Here is an 18,930-nt window from a genome sequence, read left to right on the forward strand (position 1 = left end):
AATGGGACGTTAGGGATTGGCACGACGCTTGCGCAAGCAAGAGGAGTGACAAAAGCCTATGTGTCGTAGACCGAACGAGGGCGTAAGTCCCGAAGTGAAGCGGTTAGTCGCTGTTATACGACGTTTTTGGTTGACTGTTTTTATTTTAAAAGATCTATTATGTCATTATTTCCTTTTTCGAATTTTACACCTTTTTGCGTTACCCTATAAGAATAAATATTGAGAATACTTAATAGTTCAATAAAACAAAGAAAGAATCCCATTCCTGTAGTAAGTTTATGGTCTTCGGTTAACTCATTATCTTCGACAAGATTTACCATTTGTTCTTGTAGTTTTTCGAAAGTTGTTTCTGTCGTAGTTGATAAAATTTCTATTTCCATGAGCATCTTTTTTACATTGAATTTACTGTTAAATTGTATAAACCTTTCAATAATATTTTTGTAATCTTTTGAGTTGATGCTTATATCTTCATTGTTATATTTTATTATATCTTTGAATGAATCGCTAATAGCTTTTCTCGTTACGTCATCGATGTCTTTTTTGACACCTGAAAATTTATTTTCTAATTCAGTGTTTAAATTTTCTGACGCATTTTGAACGAATTTCATTGTTTCGTTGATTTTAATGGATATATCTGCTAAATTTTTTGATGAGTTATTTATCTCCTCAATTGCTGAGCTTGAATGAAAATTTTGGAAGAATGTGTATATGATAGCGAGAATTGATAAAACTATCGATATGACTGAAGATAGAAATCCAATTGCTTCGAATATTTTTGGATTCTGATAAAAGTCTTTTGTGAATAGTATAAGGTTTAATAGTAGCATTAGTAAGGTTACATATACTAGGTCTTTTCTTTCGATTATTTGTTTCATTAGTTTATATTATCCTGCAAAAATGTCGTATAACGAACTAGACTAACCGACGTAGGCTGGCCCTGAGTCCCGGACGGGACGTTAGGGACTGGAACGACGCTTGCGTAAGCAAGAGGAGTGCCAGAAGCCTATGTGTCGGAGACCGAACGAGGGCGCAAGTCCCGAAGTGAAGCGGTTAGTCGCTGTTATACGCCGTTTCTTTCTATTCTAATTTCAACCATTCAACAAGTTTATTGAAATCATTTTTTTCTGAAATAGAAAAGCTTATTCCATCTCTCCATTCGGAAATGAGTATATGTGATCCAAAAATTTCATTAATTTTATCTGAAGAAATTTGCTTATCGTCACAGCCTGTGTAAATGTTTATATACTTCTCCCTGAAGTTCAAGCTAATCCAATTAAATCCTTCATAATTTTTCCTAATATCTCCAAATCTTCTTCTTTTCGGATCTCCTTGTTTTATCTTCTTACATAACTCTATACCTTTTTTTGCAAATTCGTAATTTAATTTAGGAATAATTTCCTCCCAGGTTATTTCTGAGGTTCCATCTTCTATTTTTTTCTTTCTACGAGTTTCATATGCTTCGGATAATTCAGGTAGAGGATATTTTTGATCCACTTCTAGTAATAATTCAGTTCCAATTTTGTGTAATCCGACTGAGAAAGCTGTTATATTTAGGCCATATTGAGTTGATAGCCAATTTGACGTTATAATGACTTCGGGGTCGTAATTTTCTGCAATTAGAATGACTCGAATGTCACCACTTAATTCATTTTCTTTTATTAATTCTAATGCCTCTGCTGATAATATTGTTTTATTTTTTTCTAGAATATTAACAAGTTTTTCAGAATCCCAAGAAGCTACCATCGCAGCATAATTGAGAGATTGTAGTAGCTGATATTTATTTTTATCTCTTTTTAATTCGATAACTATGAGTGATGAGTCATTTTGATCGATTGCAAGTAAGTCAATTGAATCTTGTATTGTATCATGTGGTTTTATTTCTTGTCCTATAAGAATACATGTTGGTAATCCGATATCATTTTTGAAAGTTTCCCAAGAATTAAAAATAAATTGTTGCAAATCGTTTCTCTCTAAAAGGTTTTCATCTCTTAAAATTGTAGATTCTATTTTGTTCAATTCTTTCTTTTTTAAATCTATTTTATACATATTTACTCCAAATTTTAAGAAATGGCGTATAACGAAAAATAATTGTTTTTCTGATATTTGCTAACATTGCTTGGTTATGGTTTTTCGGTTTATAACCTTTGGTGACTGATCTTTGTATAGCATTTAATTTCTTTATTCTGAATTTTATCGCAGTGTATTTATTTCGCTTCTTGGTTTGCTATATGTTATTCGTTTATTTTCACATGTTGTCAGTATCCGGTATTTGGGCATTATTGGCTTTTTATGTGACATAATCTTGCTGCCTTCTAGCTATGATTTGGGCGGAAATTTCACCTAATATCGCGGGTTAGGGCATAGCTTCGCCCCCTGAGTCCCATGTTTGGAAAAACGAATCTGAGTCTTTTTTGTAACAGGGTTAGTGCAAACGTTTTTTAAATAGGCCTTGGAAATTCTCATCTAACAGGTATTTTTTTGTTTGCAATTTATGTTTTTTTTTACGAATTATGCAATAAAAGTAAATTTGCATATTGTAATGAATTTTATTTTTTTCTAAAATTTGAATGGTAATAGCTGTTCGTCGCTAATCAATTCGTCAAAATCTTTGAAACTGGAAATCCCTGTCCAGATTTCTTTGAATGAGGCGAGTAGTCGTTTTCTGTAATAGGTTTTGTCGTAGATGAATGGATTTTGCGGGTTTTTAGTTTCGATCCTTTCTTCTGTTTTGTACCTTTCTCCCTTTCTTTCGGATTTTTTGTTTACTACTAAATAACGAATTTTTTCTCCTGCTTGGACGTGGATTCCCATTTCTAATAAGTCTTTGACTGCCACGGCGCTAGGTGCGTCTACACTGTAATCTTCTGGATCGTGAGAAGTGGATCTTTGTATGAGGAGGTCTTTCCAGAAAACATCGCCTTTGGAGAGTGGGTTATCATATTTTTTGAATATTTCTAAAATTTCGGCTTCTCTTGATTCCATATCAGCTATCGTTTCAAACTGACACATCCAGCGAATCATTTCTTGTTGTGCCGTTTTTATGTAATGAGGATAGTCTTTTCTTCTTAAGGCGATCCCTCTTCCTTTGAAATGCCCGTCGGTAAATCTTCCCATATAACGGTTAGCAACTGGCATTTTTTCATCTTGAGTGGAAGGTGGAAAGGATAACCAGGAGAAGATACCTTCCACATCCATTGTGATTTTAGTTTTTGCTTTTATCGTTTCACATATTTCTAAAAGATGGCTTTCTGAGATTGGTGACTTATCTTTTTTTTGAATGAAGATACAATCCGTAATGGCATGCACAAGATTGTATCCATAGTCTTCTGCAATTTCTTTTGCCAGAAGTAATTTTTCTCTTCCAAAAGCTGTGACTGCTTCATGGCTTTCGAGTTTTCCAAATTTTGCATTTCGATAACCTAAATAGCCGAAAGAGGTAACCAACATCCATTTTAAACTGGATTGTTTTTGTTCTATGTTATGTTTGTTGGTTTGGCCGGGTTCTTTACATTGTTTTTTGTAATGAGCCCTGCGTTCTATGACATGTGCAAGAGCCTCGGAAACAATACCTCTTCTTTTGTTACAGATTCGATAGCCTAAAGATGGAACTATTTCTGTTTTGGATTCATTTTTACAACACAAACAATTGATTGTTTCGGGAGATATATTGTGTGTAACCATCACTTTGGGATACATTTGCGAAAAATCTAATTGAGCTACATTTTCTAGTACAAATCCATTTTGAATGTCAGCCTGAAAAACCAGTCCTCCTTTGTCTGCGTTTAAAAGATCCAACGCTGTTTTTGGTGCCTCTAATGCACTTTTTTGCCAAGGAACAAGATAGTTCATGCGTAGTGCTACATCTACCTCAATATAGGTGAGTGCTTTTCCTGTTGATGCTCTTGCCATCTTTTGGATTGGTAAACGAGAGATACGAGCAAGTTCAATAATTCCCATAAGATCTGCTTCTTTATAAACAAATCCGTTTTTTGAGTCTATATGCCATCGACCAAACAAAGGGTAGGATGGTGCTCTAAACACGATTGTCCCGTAAGTATTAAAGCTAGTTCCTTGTGTTTGTATCGAACGTTTGATTGTGCTTGTTTTGTCTCTATCAAATTCTGTTGGTATATGATTTTCTTGTGAAGCTTTAAAGAGATAAGGAAAAAGGATTTGGTCACCGTAGGAGGTGAGAACTATATCGGGATCATGTTTTTTGAATATTTCATTTAGTTTATGTATCAAATTCGTAGAATTATTTGTTGGTATTTTATACTGATTGGAATTGATTTCAACAATGAGTGTGTTGTGTTGTAAAGAGATCCTTTGGCTTTTTTCTAAGTAGAGAGAGACTGTCCTAAAGTTTGGGATTTCATAATCCAAATCATGGATATCTGATAAACACTGAATATTTCTAATTTGGTTCTGGTTGTGTTTTGTTTCGTAACTTACTTCCAAATAAGCCAGAGGGTAGATGTCTTTTTCGACCATATAACCCGTGGTGATTTCGATATCAGAATGATAGATGTCGTATTTTCCATAGAGGTTAAAAAGTTTGTTTGTGATTTTGGGTAAGAGTTGTGGTTTAGAAATCACCAATTTGAGAACGGAGATGGTTCTATTTTCATAAAAAAGGCGTTTTTCTGTGAAGGTGGGAACTTCTGCTAAGGCGTTTAACTCATAAAAACGTTTTACTAATTTTTGAAGAATGTTTTTGGGTGCGTCAATGTAGATTGTAGGTAAAAATTCATCAGAAAATAATCGAAGTTCTCCCTCGAGAGACCTTAACCAAAGGTAGATTTTTTGTTCGGAGTGGTAGATATCAAACAAGTAACCCTTGAATGTTTCCATAGTCTTTTTGCTTTAATGTGTAATCACTTATCGGGGATTTTTTGTAGGCCTTTTTTAATTTCATTCACTTCTTTTTTTAGATCAATGAGCATGGATAAGATCATGGAGTCAATGGGATAGGGTAAAGATGCCATAACACCAGCTTGTACCTGTAATTTGGCAGTTCTCATTAGCTCATCGAAAATCTCTTGGTCTTGTCTTCGGAGAGACCTTCGGAAGTCAGATAAGTTCTCTTCTATTTGTAACATCTGCCGAGAATAAGGAACAATGGTTCTTCCCATGTTAAAGTCCTGTGATTGAAGTTTTTCTTGTACGAATGCGAGAGAGACCTTTTTCGGTTTTTAATTCCCATAAGTTTTGTGTGGTCTGTAGTAGTTTTGGAAAAAAGATTTGGAAATTTTTGTGGGAATAGGTCCAGGATTCGATAATGAGGAGTGGGACATTTTCACTTGGAAATTTTTCTATAAATGCTAACATCCTGTTTAATAAAAATAGGCCTTCGTCTTCTTTGACATCTCCATCCAGAAATTGTTTACAAGGAGCTAACAGAAAGTAAATGGTATTTTCTTCCTTTGTTTTTAGTATAGTTTGGATTGCATCTAAGATTTGGTAGGGGGTAAAGGCCCTTTGAACTCTGATCTGTTCTAAAAATGGTTCTGGTTGTAAATTTTGTTTTCTGGTTTCTTCGGCAATGGTGAAAGGATTGAATCTGATGGCACAGTCTAGATTGAAAACTTGAAACCCAGAACAAACTAGCGCATATTGCCAAAAATGTGCCAGCCGGTACATCCCTCTTTCTCCGGTCAGTACTCCGAGATCTTTTTGGTTCCAGTTTTTGATGGGTTCATAGACATCGTTTGAAACTTGGGAGTGTTCCGTTAGATTCATGTAGACTATATATGTGTATAGTAAAAATATGTAAAGTGAAATTTGTCTATCATTTTCTTTTTGGATCGGTGGGAAAAACTCAATCATTTCTCTTTTTCATCTAAACTTTCTTTTGTTTGGGTATAAAATAGGGAAACAATTTTAGGATCGAGTGGTCTTCCGGAAAATACAGGAGGAGAGAGGTGTAAAAACGGTAATAAAGTGACAGGCGAAAGGGATTGTTTCTCTAGAGATTTTTTTTACCTCTAGAGAAAACCAAAATACAGGGACTTAAAGAGGTGGAACTTCTTGGACCGTTTTGATTCCAGTTACAAAATAACTGGTTTCGGCAAAACAACTAAAGGGAACTCCAACATGTTCTTCGTATTCTAAAACTACCCGTTTGCCAATGGATCGATTTAATTCTTCCGCAATGACTTCATCCCGGACGCTGAAAAAAAACTTTTCTGTCATGGTTCCGGGCATTGTGACAAGGGCCATTTCCCCTTCCCAAGTTTTGCAAATCCAACCTTTTTTGGAAAGTTTTTGGATGTATCCCGCACGGTCTCCTTCCGAATAACTCCATTGGAGGGTGAGCCAAGTGTAACCTGCAAACAGAATGGCAAGCAGGATTAAAAAGAAGCTAAGACGAATTAAAAATTTACTCATAGGTTCATCCAGAAGTTTGGACAGAGTAACGAAAGTTTCAAGACAATATTTGAGCTGAGGGATGAGAATTTTGCAAATACGATTGGGTTTTTTGCGCCAGGGACCGGAGGGCTTGGTCTGCCTTTGGCAGACGGGAGCGAATGCGGACCCCGGAGTGGCCCGGTCCGTCTTTAAAGGGAATTCGGATCTACTAACAGAGTGGAGGCGCCCCAAAACATAAAATGATTAGTGAGACAAAGTATGAACTTTTTTAGAAAATAATTTTTTAAGTGTCGATTACGGTGGAAAGTTTTGGCCTATCGTGGTAGAGGAGAACCATTGGGTGGCGGGTCTAGTTCCCCACCCAGAGATCGGGCGGGGATACTATATTCGCACATTCTTTCTTGCCAAACTACCGAATCCCTACCAAACTCTCCCCAATGCGTATTTTATTTCTTTCGATCTTAGTTCCATTTTTATTTGTTAGTTGCTCTTCTGTTTCTTACCAAAAAATAGATAAAGCCAGGGCCACCAAACAGTGGGGAGTTTTGGAGGTCAAAGAAACGGCTCGCAGTATGAGCCATTCTTTATCGACATACTACAAATCAGATTTGAAGACCGGTTACTTAGAGTGGAAGGCAATTCAGAATTCTACCTCAGAACATATTGATACCAAACTCATTAGTAATGAAATTTTAAACCAACTCACAAAGGATAAGATTCCTTTTGTGGACACTTCTATCCGTGAGGAGGCAAGTGTGGAGATGGCTTTTGGGAAAACAGGAATGGTTTCGCCTGATTCTCGTTTGGCTGTGGGAAAATTTAAATCCCCTTCACATAAAATCAAAGGTGAAATCAATGAAGTGGTTAATTTCGAATCAGGATCTCGCATCCAATACATCACAGTGACACTTTTTCTTGTCAGTTTGGAAACCAACCAAATTGTTTGGTCGGAACAAACAAACTTTTTAAAAACAAGTCGAGTAGAAGGTTATGGCCTTTGATTGTCTGGGAAAAAACCAAATCGAACTTTGACTTTACCCATAGCAGGGCTTAAAGTATAAGGTAAGTTATCTGGATTCATCTGAAGTTTGGGAGAGACGAGGTTTGACCTGGATTTTCCCATCCAAACATATTCTGGAAAAAACCTGACATAACGGTATTCGTCAGAGATATCCAAATCTTTTCTCATATTTCTCCTTGCATCATCGTAAGAAGTTTCAATCCAATCGGCACCGAGTTTGAAACCATAGCCAATAATGACAAATCCCATTCCTATAGCTTGGCCCGAATTTGCTTCAGCTCCTAAATAAACGACACCTGCACCAAAGGCGACAATCGTGGCACTGGCAAGGATGGCACCGGTGACTTTGACTGTTCCTTTGGTTCCTTCTTTTAAGGCACTGGCAGATACTAGTTGAAAGTATTTTGAATCTTCGATAAGTTCGGAAATTGCATTATCTCGAGTTAGGTGACGTTCATACCATATTAAAGTATCTTTTTCTAATACAAGTGGAGTTTTAGTTCCGCCATCCACGAGAGAGAGTTGACTTTGTTTTCCTGATAAGCGGAATTTTAGATTTCGAAGTCCCCGAATGAAGTTTAGATTTACAGATGGATCCATTTCTGGTTCCGCACCTGGGCCTCCAAATATCAAAATGAATTCTTCATTTCCCGAAAATCTTTCATTTGCCAATGACCGAAGGGCGGCCGATTGGGGTTTTTGTTGGCTGGCTCTTCGAAAATCTACTTTTGCCTCTTCTATCGAACCAGTTGAGAGCCAAAGGGAAGCAAGTAATAGACGTAAGGTGGGGTCGTCAAATTGACCTTCTGCGCTCCATTCCCCACTGAGTAGGTTTCCCGCATACCGTGCTTGGATTTTTCCTTTTTCATATTCTCCTGCCCGCACGTAATACAAACCAAGAAGGATGTGTAGGTAGATGATTTCAGCTTCCGAGGCATAATATCCTTCTTCTGTTTCCATATAGAAAAACGATTTTAAAGATCTAGAAGCACTGAAACGAAGACGTTCTTTGCTATCATTGGCAAGTTGTTCCAGTTTTTTATAATTGGTTTCCCCTTTTAAAAATCCCAAATGGGCACGTTCGAGGATTCCAATAAAACCCTTTTTTTCTTTTGTCGGAAGGTAATCAATGGCATTTTCTAAATTGGCTTTTTTGTAAGCGCGGAGGGAGTCTTCATATTCTTGTCGTTTGGCGATACTTGTACATTGGATACAGAGAAGTAAAAAAACAAAAGAAGAGAAGGATAGGCGCATTCGGCCTATCCTTTACGAAAAATTAGATTTGTCTATTCGAAATAAGCTTTCAGGCCTGATTCAAATTCTGCTTCTAAGGATTTGGCAGTCCATTCCCATTGGAATCCATTTCCTTTGACAGAAAGAGATGATTTGGAATTGGATTTCCCAAGAGTTGTAAAACCAAGTCCGGCTTTGGTGTATTTCTCTTTGACTTTTTCTTCGTCTTGGCTTAGAAAACTGATCACAAAAGATGCTCCCGTTTCACCAAAACAAAGTTCGTCTAGACGTTTGAAACTTTTTTGAAGTTCTTCTAGGTTTACTTCCAAACCTCTGTTTCCTGAAATCACAATTTTTGCCAGTGCCACAAGAAGGCCTCCAAGTGACAGGTCTTTGGCGGAAGTAAGAAGTCCTTCTTTACGGCAAGAGATGAGTGTGTCAATGGCCGCTTTTTCCTTTGAGAGAGAAATGGTTGGAATTTTCCCTGTATCAAGGCCATGAAACTTATAAAGGTATTCGGAGGCAGAGATAGTGGGTTGGAATTCACCCACAAGGGCATACAAAACTTCTTCTTTTGTGCGAGGGTAAGTGTGAAGTCCTTTTGCTACATCATCAATTACTCCCACCATACCAATGGTAGGTGTTGGAAACACTGGTCCTTCTGGGGATTCATTGTAGAAAGAAACGTTTCCTCCCGTCACGGGAAGTCCAAGGAAACGACATGCATCCCCAAGACCTCTCACACATTCACTAAAGATATAATAGTTTTCTGGGATGTAGGGATTTCCAAAGTTCAGGTTGTTTGTGACCCCGTAAGGTTCTGCACCCGTGGAGGCAACGTTTCTTGCTGATTCACAAACGGCAATTTGTGCCCCTTCGTATGGATTTAAGTAGGTGTAACGCGAGTTACAGTCTGTGGCGACAGCAATTCCTTTTTTGGTACCAGGAATGCGTACAAGACCTCCGTCTTCCCCAGGCTCTACCACTTTCACAAGTCCCACTTCAGTATCATACTGCTCATAGAGAGGTCGTCTGGAGCTGATATTTAAAGAAGAGAGAAGGGTATTTAATGTTTGGGAAACTGTATCTTTAGACAAATCATTGATTTTGTTTGGATCAAACTTTGTCACCTCATCAAGGTAAGCTGGTCTTTTTTCTTCTCTCACATACCTTGGAGCCCCACCACCGAGTACGAGTGAGTCTGCCGGAATTTCTGCTTTGAGTTTTCCGTCTTTTCTGATTTTAAGGATTCCGTCTCCGGTGACAGTACCAATCTCTACTGCATTCAGGCCCCATTTGTGAAAGATAGAAACTAGCTCTTCTTCCTTTCCTGTTTCCGGAATGACAAGCATTCGTTCTTGGGATTCGGAAAGCATGATTTCGTAGGCGTTCATATCCGATTCCCGTAAAGGAACTTTGTCTAAGTCCACATCCATACCGGTTTTTCCTTTCGCACTCATCTCGGATGTGGCACAAGAAATTCCGGCAGCCCCCATATCTTGGATGCCCACAAGGAGATTTTTTTGGATGGCTTCGAGGGATGCTTCCATCAGAAGTTTTTCCATAAAGGGATCGCCCACTTGGACGGCAGATCTTTTTTCTTCCGATTCTTTGGTGAGGTCTTTGGAGGCAAAACTTGCGCCGTGGATTCCATCCCGACCTGTGGTGGCTCCGACAATATATACTTTATTTCCCACCTTACCTTTGGTAGAGGCAGAAGCCATTTGGTCATGGCGTGCAATTCCCACTGTCATGGCATTCACGAGTGGATTTTTGGTAAATGTAGGATGGATGAAAAGTTCTCCACCACCAACAGCAATCCCAAGAGAGTTTCCGTAATCACCGATTCCTTTGACTGCGCGTGTGAGTAAATACTTGTTACGCGCTTCTTTTGGGTCACCAAACCGAAGTGAGTTGAGGGAAGTTATGGGACGAGCTCCCATAGTGAAAATATCTCGCATGATCCCACCAACACCAGTCGCCGCACCTTGGTAAGGTTCTACGGCTGTTGGGTGGTTGTGGCTTTCAATTTTGAAGACAACGGCAAGACCATCCCCAATGTCCATAGCTCCTGCATTTTCTTCTCCCGCTTGGGCCAGAAGTTTCTCTGACTTAGTGGGAAGGGTTTTTAATTTTAAAATTGAATTTTTATAAGAGCAGTGTTCCGACCACATGGCGGAGAAGATTCCAAGCTCTGTGGAGTTAGGCATTCTTCCTAAGATCTTTTGGATCTCTACAAATTCAGTTTCCGTAAGTCCGTGTTCTTTTGCATCTTCCAGACTAACTTTCTCTTTTTCCATACTGATTCCTTAAACAAGTTCTCTATAATTGCGATTGAAATAGAGGAGGGGAGATCCTTCTTTCGTCACTACTGCTTCCACAAGACCAATGAAAATCCAGTGGTCCCCACAATCGATGGTTTGGTTCACTGTACAGTCAAGTGAGGCCAACGAATCTGGTAAAACTGGGGCTCCGGTGGAGAGGGTTACTGGTTTTAGTCCTTCCAAAACAACCGCTTTGTCCAGGGAACCAGAAGCAAAATCAGCGGAAATTTGTTTTTGTTCGGAAGAAAGAATATTCACCACGAAGTTTCCTGCTTTTTCGATGGGTTCTTTGGCGCTGGAATCTTTTGCCAAACAGAATAAAACTAACGGTGGTTCTAAGGAAACAGAAGAAAAACTAGAAACAGTGACTCCTCCCTTTTTTAAGTCAGAAGCATAAGTGATCACACACACGCCACTGGCCCATCGGGAAAGTGAAGATTTAAATTGGTCTATCGATGCCGGCATAAAGCCTCCGTATTGACAAATATCAATTTCTGGAAGGATTCTAAAAACTAAATTCCATTTGACCCATTGATTATTTACGAGTGATTTAGGGTTAAGGCAATGGTATGAAAGCACTCACAAAACATAGAGAACTTATTTTTAATGACCTAAGAGAAAGAAAAGACCACCCGACAGCAAAGATGGTTTTTGAATCGGTAAGGGGAAAGGCTGACAAAATTAGTTTCGCCACTGTTTACAATTCTTTGGAATACTTGGTAGAACACAAAATGGTAAACAAACTGAATATCGAGTCGGATTCCGTTCGTTATGATGCCTTTTTGGATGACCATTCGCATTTACTCTGCACAGAATGTGGGAAGGTTTTGGATGTGGCTCCCTTAAAGTTAAGCACAGACACAGATTTGCAGAGCCTAGGTTTCCAAGTCAAACACGTGGACATCGTAGTGACAGGGACCTGTTCTTCTTGTAATTCTCTGTAATTTTTTATGGATAGGGAGGTTCCCTATCCCATGATTGTCCTATGGGCATCATTCATTCACTTTCGGCGGATCTTATCAACCAAATTGCCGCCGGAGAGGTGATTGAGTCCACACATTCCATTCTCAAAGAACTCATCGAAAATTCCATCGATGCCGGTGCCACAAAAATCGAAATTGCTACCGATTCTGCAGGCTTTGGTCGTATCCTTGTTTCCGACAATGGACATGGAATCCAAAAAGAGGATTTGCCTCTTGCCATCAAACGTTATGCCACTTCTAAAATCCAAGACTTTCATGACTTAGAACATCTATTTACCTTTGGGTTTCGGGGAGAGGCTTTGGCATCCATTGCTTCTGTTTCTCGGATGGTTTTGGAATCCGGGACAGAGGGAAATCGCACCGCCTACCGCGTGATAGTCGAAGAAGGAAAAATTGTAAAAGAAGAAGAGATTCCTTTTTTCCTAGGAACCAAAATTGAAATCAAAGATTTATTTTATAATACACCTGTTAGGCGTAAATTCTTAAAAACTGAAACGGGAGAAGAGAAAAAAAATAGGGCACGAGTCCAAACTATGGCAGTCTCCGAACCAAAGATCGGGTTTCGGTATTTACAGAATGGAAAGGAAGTTTTGAATGTAGTTCCCGAAGAGGGCTTCGAACGTGTGTTATCTGTTTATGGCGAAAATTTACGGGATCATCTTTTGCCAGTGAATTCCAGCCGCAATGGAATGACCCTTCGTGGTTGGATTTCCCATCCGGATTTTTATAAATCGTCCCGCACTGGCCAATTTTTCTTTGTGAACAACCGTTCTGTGGAACTGAAATTCTCCGCACAAATTCTCAAACGTTGTTATGGGGAACTTCTGCCAAGTGGCGCCTTTCCTTATGCGTATCTTTTTTTCGACCTTCCTCGTGAGTTTGTGGATGTGAATGTCCATCCACAAAAAAAAGAGGTTCGGTTTTTATCAGAAGAAACCATTACAGGAATTTTATTCCAAGGGATCACAGAAGTGTTACGAACCTCCACCCCTGTGGAATTTTTAGAAATGCGTCGAAGACTTTCTATGCCGATTCCATATGAAAATCGTGGGGGCGAGGGAGGAGGTTCTGGTTTTGCTGGCCCAGGATTTGGATTTGGACAAGGGATGTTTCAAAACCTCCAAACCGATGGAGACACACTGATTGGACCAAGTTCCATTGAAAGTAGGCCAGGATTTTCCCTGGAAGGAATGGGTGCGGGAACCAATTTGCATTTGTTAGGGGATCATCTTGTAAAACACAATTTGTTTGTTCCTAAAAAACATTATGGGGTTTTGTTTGAAACCTTTATCCTGGCAGAAGCCGAGGACGGACTCTATATCATCGACCAACATACCGCTCACGAAAGGATTCGTTACGAAGAAGTATTAAGGGATCTAAAGTCCAAAGCGTATAAGTCGCAAAGTCTACTCACACCCATTCGCCTGGAACTGACAAAAGAAGAAGCCGAAGAGATGTTAGAAGAACGAACTTCATTTTTGGAACTAGGCATCACACTCGAACCATTTTCAGGAGGGACCATTCTCATCCGAGAAGTTCCATCCTACATAGATCCGGGGAAAGAAACAGAAACCATTTTGGATTTATGGGAAAGGTTCAAACAAAAAGATCCGGAAGACAAAGAACTCTATGATGAAATGGCAAAATGTGTGGCCTGTCGTTCTGCCATCAAAAAGGGAGACCAAGTCTCTGATGCCATCATCGGAGAACTTTTACAAAGATTGTCCTATTGTGAAAACCCGTCTCTTTGTCCCCACGGCCGACCGACTCTCATCAAACTCACAAGAAAAGATCTAGAAACCATGTTTCATAGGATCTAGAACCTAGAGGAAAGAACCGAAAAACATTGATAGAATTCTCGGATTCGAAATTCTAGGCCTCATGCCACGCCCCCTAGAAGGCAAAAATATGACCCTGCGGGAGAAGGAAAAAATCCTTCTCCAAAAGATCAAAGCAGGGGATCCGACTGCCTATATGACCTTAGTGTCCCCTTTCCGAGAACGATTGTTCCGCAAAGCCGTTTCCATGGTAAAAGATGGAGATGATGCGGAGGATATTGTCCAAGACGCCCTGATTTCTGGTTATAAATCCATCCAAAACTTCCGTGCGGAAGCTGGGGTCTATACTTGGCTCTACCGTATTGTGGTGAATAAATCCAAAGATTTGCTTGCAAAGAAGAAACGAGGTCGGGAAAAACCTATGGATGACTCGGGAGATAACCAATTTGTGGATTCTCGTGTCGGATATGAAAAAAAATTGGAACTTTCTGAGGAGTCTCGTTATCTAATGGATAAGATTGCACTCTTAGAAGATTCCTACAAACAGGTTTTGGAACTTCGTTATTTCGAAAATCTTTCGTATAACGAGATTGCTGAGATCATGGAATGTAACGTAGGTACTGTTAAGAGTCGTCTCTTCAAGGCGAAGGAGTTTTTAAAGCACCTCATCCAGAAAGACGAAAAGGGAGAAGGGTTCTTTGAAAAATAAGTTTATGAGTTTAAAAGATTGGTTTCGTTCACAATATCCAGGTCTCTTTCCAGAAGAGACAGACAGTGTGGTTTTGGAAAATAAGATTTGTTCTCTTTTCCAAAGGGTAAAGGAAAAGGAAGATACCATCCTTCCCCGGATGTCTGAAGACTTCGACATTCGCTTACTGAACCTCCTTGAATCCGTTACCTTTGACAAACCAAACCAAAAGATCTCCTTCACATTCCGCGATTTAATTGAAAACCGAACGGTTCAATATTCCTTCTCTGCCGTAATGGCTTTAAGTCTTGTCTTTGTTCTTGCCACTAGGAACTCCCAAGAAACCACAATTTCTGGAAATGATACGGCAGGTGTTGTGATTGAACAAAACAATTACCAATACGAACCTACAAGCCTTGATCTGAATGAATCCTACCAGAAACGTATGTTACTGGATCATTTGCGTTCGGCTCCAGGTTCTGTTTATGGACTTCGTGAGTTAGAATTGTATTATGAAAAAACAGGAAGAGAGTCTGCTGCAGACGAACTTCGCCTTCTCATTGAATCTGTCGAAAGATAGATTTTAAACAAACCCCTTGGCAAATTGGACGGCATCCCTAGAGCGGATGTCGTCAGCAGAATGGAGGATGGCCAAAGCAAATTGTTCCATCCTTGCTTCTAGACGAAAACTACCTCCACTTCTTTCTTTGCTGTCCGCAAGTCTCTTTAGTTCTGAAAACCAAATTTGAATGGTGGTTTCGTCTTTTTTGATTGTAGGTCGAAAGATCCCTTCTCTCCAAGCAAGGACAGGAACGAGTTCTTTCATTTCGTCTTCCTTTTTCGTCATTTCAATGGCTTTTTGGATGAGGGTGAGAAGGGGTGGCCAACGAACGATTGTATGGGGAAAAAGTTGAGGATCATTTAAAAAAGCGGTGCGGTAGGTTTCGATTCCTTCCCTTTCATTTCCTGTCATCACTTGTGTTTCTGCTAAATAATACTGAAGTACGGGTGATTGTTTGTTTCCCCCATAGAGTAAAACTTCCAATGCCATTCCATAGTCTTTGATTTTGATGAGGCAAACGGCAAGGTCACGTAACAGGTCTTTGTCGAGAGCATTGGCACCTTCCCATTGGTAAGCCAATTTTAGGTGGTCGCGTGCTTCTTTTAAGATGCAGTCTTGGGTGACAAAAAAACTATCGGTGGTATGATATCCACGTTTTCTGATTTCCGATTCAAAATCAGCAAAGAATCCAAGGAGTAGTTTGCCCCTTTCTTTTCCTTCTCTGGTTTTTAGAATTAAATCAAGCCTATGATCCCAAAAACTGGCTATATAATATCCGCTGATGGTAGCAAGGTCTTCTGGATCTCGATCCAGAAGTACGGAATAAAGAGATTTTGCAGTTTCAAACTCACCATTGGAAAGATAAGTGAGTGCTTCTTCCGACTTCTGAATCATAAGAGACTTAGTGTTGGCTTTTTTTATCGTGGTGTTTGCTTACTTGAGAAAGGATTTTGTCTTCCAATCCATCGATACAAACATAAACATCTTTGTCTTGGTTGTGTGCATTAAAATTGGTGCCATCAGCGTGTAACTTTAAGTTAGAGCTAATTTCTCCATGAATGGCTTCAAATGATACTTCGCAGGATACGATTTTTTGAACGTATTTTGTAACTCTTTCTAGTTTTTCGTCCGCATATTTTTCAGCGGCTTCGGAGCGGTCTAAGTGTTTCCAGGTATAATTGATTTTCATAGTTTGTCCCAATTTGGTATGGATTGATTGTATTTTAGAAAAAAAGCAAACGTCAAATAAAAAAGAATTGAAGGTGTATGTTTCTCATCTTTAAGCTTGGAACATGGCAAATGAAGAAAAAAAAGTTGGCGCCAAAAAAAAGTCCGCCCCTAAGAAGAAACAGTCAGTTGTCAGCTCAGAAGATAAACCAGTAAAAACTGGTGCAAAGAAAGCCGCAAAAAAAACGGTAAAAAAAACAGAGCCTCTTTCTCATTCCAACTCTCCTGTTCTTATTTACAACGATTCCAAATTTACAAAACATCCGGAAATACCTGGGGATGATCTCATGAGAGTCCTTATTCGGACTCCCAGGGAAGCTTTTGTGTTTTGGAAGTTCTCAGAGAAAACAATAACAAATGTTTTAAACGAATTAGAATCACCTTCGACAAATGAGTTGAAATTTCGATTGAAGGTAGAATACAAAAATATCTTCGGAAGCGAACGGATCGAGTTTTATGATTTAGCTCCGTTTACAGAATCTTATTATTTGAAATTTATGTTTCCGGTCCGGGAGATCCAAACTTCCATCATTGTTTCTTATCAGAAAAAAGAAGTTTCTGCCCTTCATACGAGTGGAAAGGATTTACCGGTCGGATCCGAATCCTTTCGTTTGGATAAGGAATGGATTCACCCACAGTGGATAGAGATGGGGCTTGTGGCAAAGTCTGCAGATAGTGATGAGTATTATTTTAAAGATGGAGATCCTTCCGGGTTTTATGTTTTCCCCAGAAACACTGGTGGTAGAGAAGGACATCAGAATTTAAACCAAGCACCTTCCTCTTTGGGGAATGGATCGGGGTCAGGAAAAGGACTTTTGTAATGAATCATTTTGTAAAAGGGCATTTGGTTTTTGTTTTACATGCCCACCTACCGTTTGTTAGACATCCTGGATATGATACACCTTTTATCGAAGAAAACTGGTTAAACGAAGCAATTCTCGAAACTTATATTCCACTGATTAGAGTGTTTCGTAATTTAAAAAAGGAGTCGGTTCCTTTTCGGATCACCATGTCTTTTACGCCTACGTTATCATTAATGTTAACAGATCCGTATTTGCAAAATGGATTTCGAAAGTATATTAAAAATCTAATCAGTCTTGCTAATCACGAAACCAAACGGACAACATACGATCCTCATCTCAACTATCTTTCCAAACGTTACTTGGAACATTTTTTAGATACCGAATCTATTTTTGAAGAAACGAAAGGGGATTTAACAAAGAGTTTTCTTCCCTTTATCGAATCAGGTGAGTTAGAGGCCATGACAAGCCCTGCCACCCATGCCTTCCTTCCTTTTTATGATTCGGAAAGTTCTATTTTTCGTTCCCAACTAAAGAATGGAAGGAGGACCTTTCGTCGTATTTGGGGGCGTGATCCTAAAGGTATCTGGCTTTCGGAATGCGGATACACACAAAAACTAGAAGAGGAATTAGACCGGGAAGGATTTCGGTATTTCTTTGTGGACACTCATGGAATCACACATGCAAGCCCCAGACCAAAGTTTGGTGTGTATGCTCCTGTGGAAGTGGGGTATGGGGTTTTTGCTTTTGGACGGGATCCTGAAAGTAGCAAACAAGTTTGGAGTTCTATCGATGGATATCCTGGAGATTACCGGTACAGAGAATACTACCGTGACATAGGCCATGACCTCCCTTGGGAAGATATCTCACCTTATCTCCACTCCAACGGAGTGAGGATCAATACCAGCATCAAATACTTTCGGATCACAGGGAAAACCCAGGATAAAGGATACTACCATCCAGACTGGGCAATGGAAGCAGCAGGAAACCATGCCGAAGATTTTTTACGAAACCGCATCCGCCAAGCAGAGTATTTATTTGAAACGAACAAACAGCCGGCAGTGATCGTATCACCGTATGACGCGGAGTTATATGGTCACTGGTGGTATGAGGGTCCACAGTTTATCGAATTTCTTTTCAAAAAAATCCATTTTAATCAAAACACCATCCAACTTTCTCACCCAATGGAGGCGGCACGTGGTATTCCCCGAGTCCAATCCGTGGAAATGAAAATGTCCAGTTGGGGGGAAAATGGATATGGAGAAGTATGGCTCAATTCCACGAATGATTGGATTTATCCTCTCATCCATTCCTTAAGCATCCGAATGCACAAGAGGGCTCATGAATTCGGATCCGGAACCGATTTGCAAAAAAGAATTTTAAAACAAATGGGAAGAGAGCTCCTTCTTTTACAAAGTAGTGATTGGGCTTTTATCATGAAAACAGGGACGATGGTGGATTATGCGGTTCGCCGAACCAATGTACACACCAATCTCTTTTTGACTCTGGAAGGGATGTTAAACGGGCCCGTGGACGAAGGAATCCTTTCGGCCGCAGAAGGAGAAAACAATGCCTTTCCTGATATCCGAATTGAAGATTTCTATTAGAATTCTTCTAAAAATTTCTTGCCTGGGAAGAGGCGGGTAGGAGGCTTAGTCTTAAGTCGGAGGGTTTTATGTCGAATGCAGTTCGTTTTCCCTTGGTTCTGATACTGGTTTTCTTTGCTGCCAATCTTTTGGTTTGCCGTCTTGGCCACAAAGAAACAACGGAAGGAGTGTTTCGGATGGACGATTCTGTGATCCGTTACGTGGAAGCTTTAGAAGCTGCCGATGCTCATAAATCTTCCTCTAAACCGTCTTTTGGAAATAACGGTCTCCTTTAAGGGGTCGTCTCATTTGTTTTTTAAGCATTTGGGCCAAGATAGTTTTGGCCCAAACAGTTTCGT

19 protein-coding genes are annotated in these 18,930 nt (G+C 39.6%); 8 read left to right on the forward strand and 11 right to left on the reverse strand.

The genetic code is table 11. The features are described 5' to 3' along the window. Positions 1-140 precede the first annotated feature (140 nt). From ND811_RS10255 to ND811_RS10280, 6 genes are all read right to left on the reverse strand, one after another. Entirely contained in the window at positions 141-875 is a 735-nt protein-coding gene (locus ND811_RS10255) for a hypothetical protein (RefSeq protein ID WP_265352206.1), read from the reverse strand. Between the two features lie 202 nt (positions 876-1,077). Beyond that, positions 1,078-2,046, reverse strand: a complete 969-nt coding sequence (locus ND811_RS10260; protein ID WP_135781556.1) for a PDDEXK family nuclease — start codon at positions 2,044-2,046, stop codon at positions 1,078-1,080. Positions 2,047-2,556: 510 nt separating this feature from the next. Further along, positions 2,557-4,851, reverse strand: a complete 2,295-nt coding sequence (locus tag ND811_RS10265) for a DNA polymerase domain-containing protein (protein ID WP_265352205.1) — start codon at positions 4,849-4,851, stop codon at positions 2,557-2,559. Between the two features lie 23 nt (positions 4,852-4,874). Continuing rightward, positions 4,875-5,132, reverse strand: coding sequence for a DUF8156 family protein (locus ND811_RS10270; protein WP_265352204.1), 258 nt, complete (start codon positions 5,130-5,132; stop codon positions 4,875-4,877). Position 5,133: 1 nt separating this feature from the next. Beyond that, positions 5,134-5,739, reverse strand: a complete 606-nt coding sequence (locus ND811_RS10275) for a P-loop NTPase family protein (protein WP_265352214.1) — start codon at positions 5,737-5,739, stop codon at positions 5,134-5,136. A gap of 270 nt (positions 5,740-6,009) precedes the next feature. Then, positions 6,010-6,387 carry a hypothetical protein gene (locus ND811_RS10280; protein ID WP_265352203.1) on the reverse strand — a complete coding sequence of 126 codons (378 nt, stop codon included), beginning with the start codon at positions 6,385-6,387 and terminating at the stop codon, positions 6,010-6,012. A gap of 419 nt (positions 6,388-6,806) precedes the next feature. Between ND811_RS10280 and ND811_RS10285 the strand changes: the two genes are divergently transcribed. Then, entirely contained in the window at positions 6,807-7,370 is a 564-nt protein-coding gene (locus ND811_RS10285; protein WP_265352202.1) for a penicillin-binding protein activator LpoB, read from the forward strand. Here ND811_RS10285 and ND811_RS10290 read toward each other — a convergent pair. The 3 genes from ND811_RS10290 to ND811_RS10300 are packed head-to-tail and all read right to left on the reverse strand — an operon-like array spanning position 7,358 to position 11,412. Further along, entirely contained in the window at positions 7,358-8,644 is a 1,287-nt protein-coding gene (locus ND811_RS10290; RefSeq protein WP_265352201.1) for a hypothetical protein, read from the reverse strand. The genes ND811_RS10285 and ND811_RS10290 overlap by 13 nt on opposite strands. 32 nt (positions 8,645-8,676) lie before the next feature. Then, entirely contained in the window at positions 8,677-10,923 is a 2,247-nt protein-coding gene (purL, locus tag ND811_RS10295) for a phosphoribosylformylglycinamidine synthase subunit PurL (protein WP_265352200.1), read from the reverse strand. Positions 10,924-10,932: 9 nt separating this feature from the next. Further along, positions 10,933-11,412 carry a flavin reductase family protein gene (locus ND811_RS10300; RefSeq protein WP_265352199.1) on the reverse strand — a complete coding sequence of 160 codons (480 nt, stop codon included), beginning with the start codon at positions 11,410-11,412 and terminating at the stop codon, positions 10,933-10,935. Positions 11,413-11,516: 104 nt separating this feature from the next. Here ND811_RS10300 and ND811_RS10305 point away from each other — a divergent pair, with 104 nt between their 5' ends. The 4 genes from ND811_RS10305 to ND811_RS10320 all read left to right on the forward strand — a co-directional run bounded on the left by ND811_RS10305 (position 11,517) and on the right by ND811_RS10320 (position 14,976). After that, a complete protein-coding gene (locus tag ND811_RS10305) occupies positions 11,517-11,891 on the forward strand; it encodes a Fur family transcriptional regulator (protein WP_265352198.1) in 375 nt (124 codons plus the stop codon). 41 nt (positions 11,892-11,932) lie between these two features. Beyond that, positions 11,933-13,750, forward strand: a complete 1,818-nt coding sequence (mutL, locus tag ND811_RS10310) for a DNA mismatch repair endonuclease MutL (RefSeq protein ID WP_265352197.1) — start codon at positions 11,933-11,935, stop codon at positions 13,748-13,750. 61 nt (positions 13,751-13,811) lie between these two features. After that, a complete protein-coding gene (locus tag ND811_RS10315; RefSeq protein ID WP_004784002.1) occupies positions 13,812-14,417 on the forward strand; it encodes an RNA polymerase sigma factor in 606 nt (201 codons plus the stop codon). Between the two features lie 4 nt (positions 14,418-14,421). After that, positions 14,422-14,976, forward strand: coding sequence for an LIMLP_12425 family protein (locus tag ND811_RS10320; protein WP_265352213.1), 555 nt, complete (start codon positions 14,422-14,424; stop codon positions 14,974-14,976). A 3-nt stretch (positions 14,977-14,979) separates the two neighbouring features. Here ND811_RS10320 and ND811_RS10325 read toward each other — a convergent pair whose 3' ends face one another. Both ND811_RS10325 and hpf read right to left on the reverse strand, forming a co-directional pair. Beyond that, positions 14,980-15,852, reverse strand: coding sequence for a hypothetical protein (locus ND811_RS10325; protein WP_265352196.1), 873 nt, complete (start codon positions 15,850-15,852; stop codon positions 14,980-14,982). Positions 15,853-15,859: 7 nt separating this feature from the next. After that, complete coding sequence (gene hpf / locus ND811_RS10330; RefSeq protein WP_135568664.1) at positions 15,860-16,147, reverse strand: ribosome hibernation-promoting factor, HPF/YfiA family; 288 nt, start codon at positions 16,145-16,147, stop codon at positions 15,860-15,862. 103 nt (positions 16,148-16,250) lie between these two features. Between hpf and ND811_RS10335 the strand changes: the two genes are divergently transcribed. From ND811_RS10335 to ND811_RS10345, 3 genes are all read left to right on the forward strand, one after another. Next, entirely contained in the window at positions 16,251-17,006 is a 756-nt protein-coding gene (locus tag ND811_RS10335) for a hypothetical protein (RefSeq protein WP_265352195.1), read from the forward strand. After that, complete coding sequence (locus tag ND811_RS10340) at positions 17,006-18,592, forward strand: glycoside hydrolase family 57 protein (protein ID WP_265352194.1); 1,587 nt, start codon at positions 17,006-17,008, stop codon at positions 18,590-18,592. Before ND811_RS10335 ends, ND811_RS10340 begins: the two co-directional genes overlap by 1 nt. Before the next feature lie 68 nt (positions 18,593-18,660). Then, positions 18,661-18,867, forward strand: coding sequence for a hypothetical protein (locus ND811_RS10345; RefSeq protein WP_265352193.1), 207 nt, complete (start codon positions 18,661-18,663; stop codon positions 18,865-18,867). Positions 18,868-18,930: the final 63 nt, after the last annotated feature.

This window comes from Leptospira soteropolitanensis (assembly GCF_026151655.1).
Taxonomy (GTDB): Bacteria; Spirochaetota; Leptospiria; order Leptospirales; family Leptospiraceae; genus Leptospira_A; species Leptospira_A soteropolitanensis.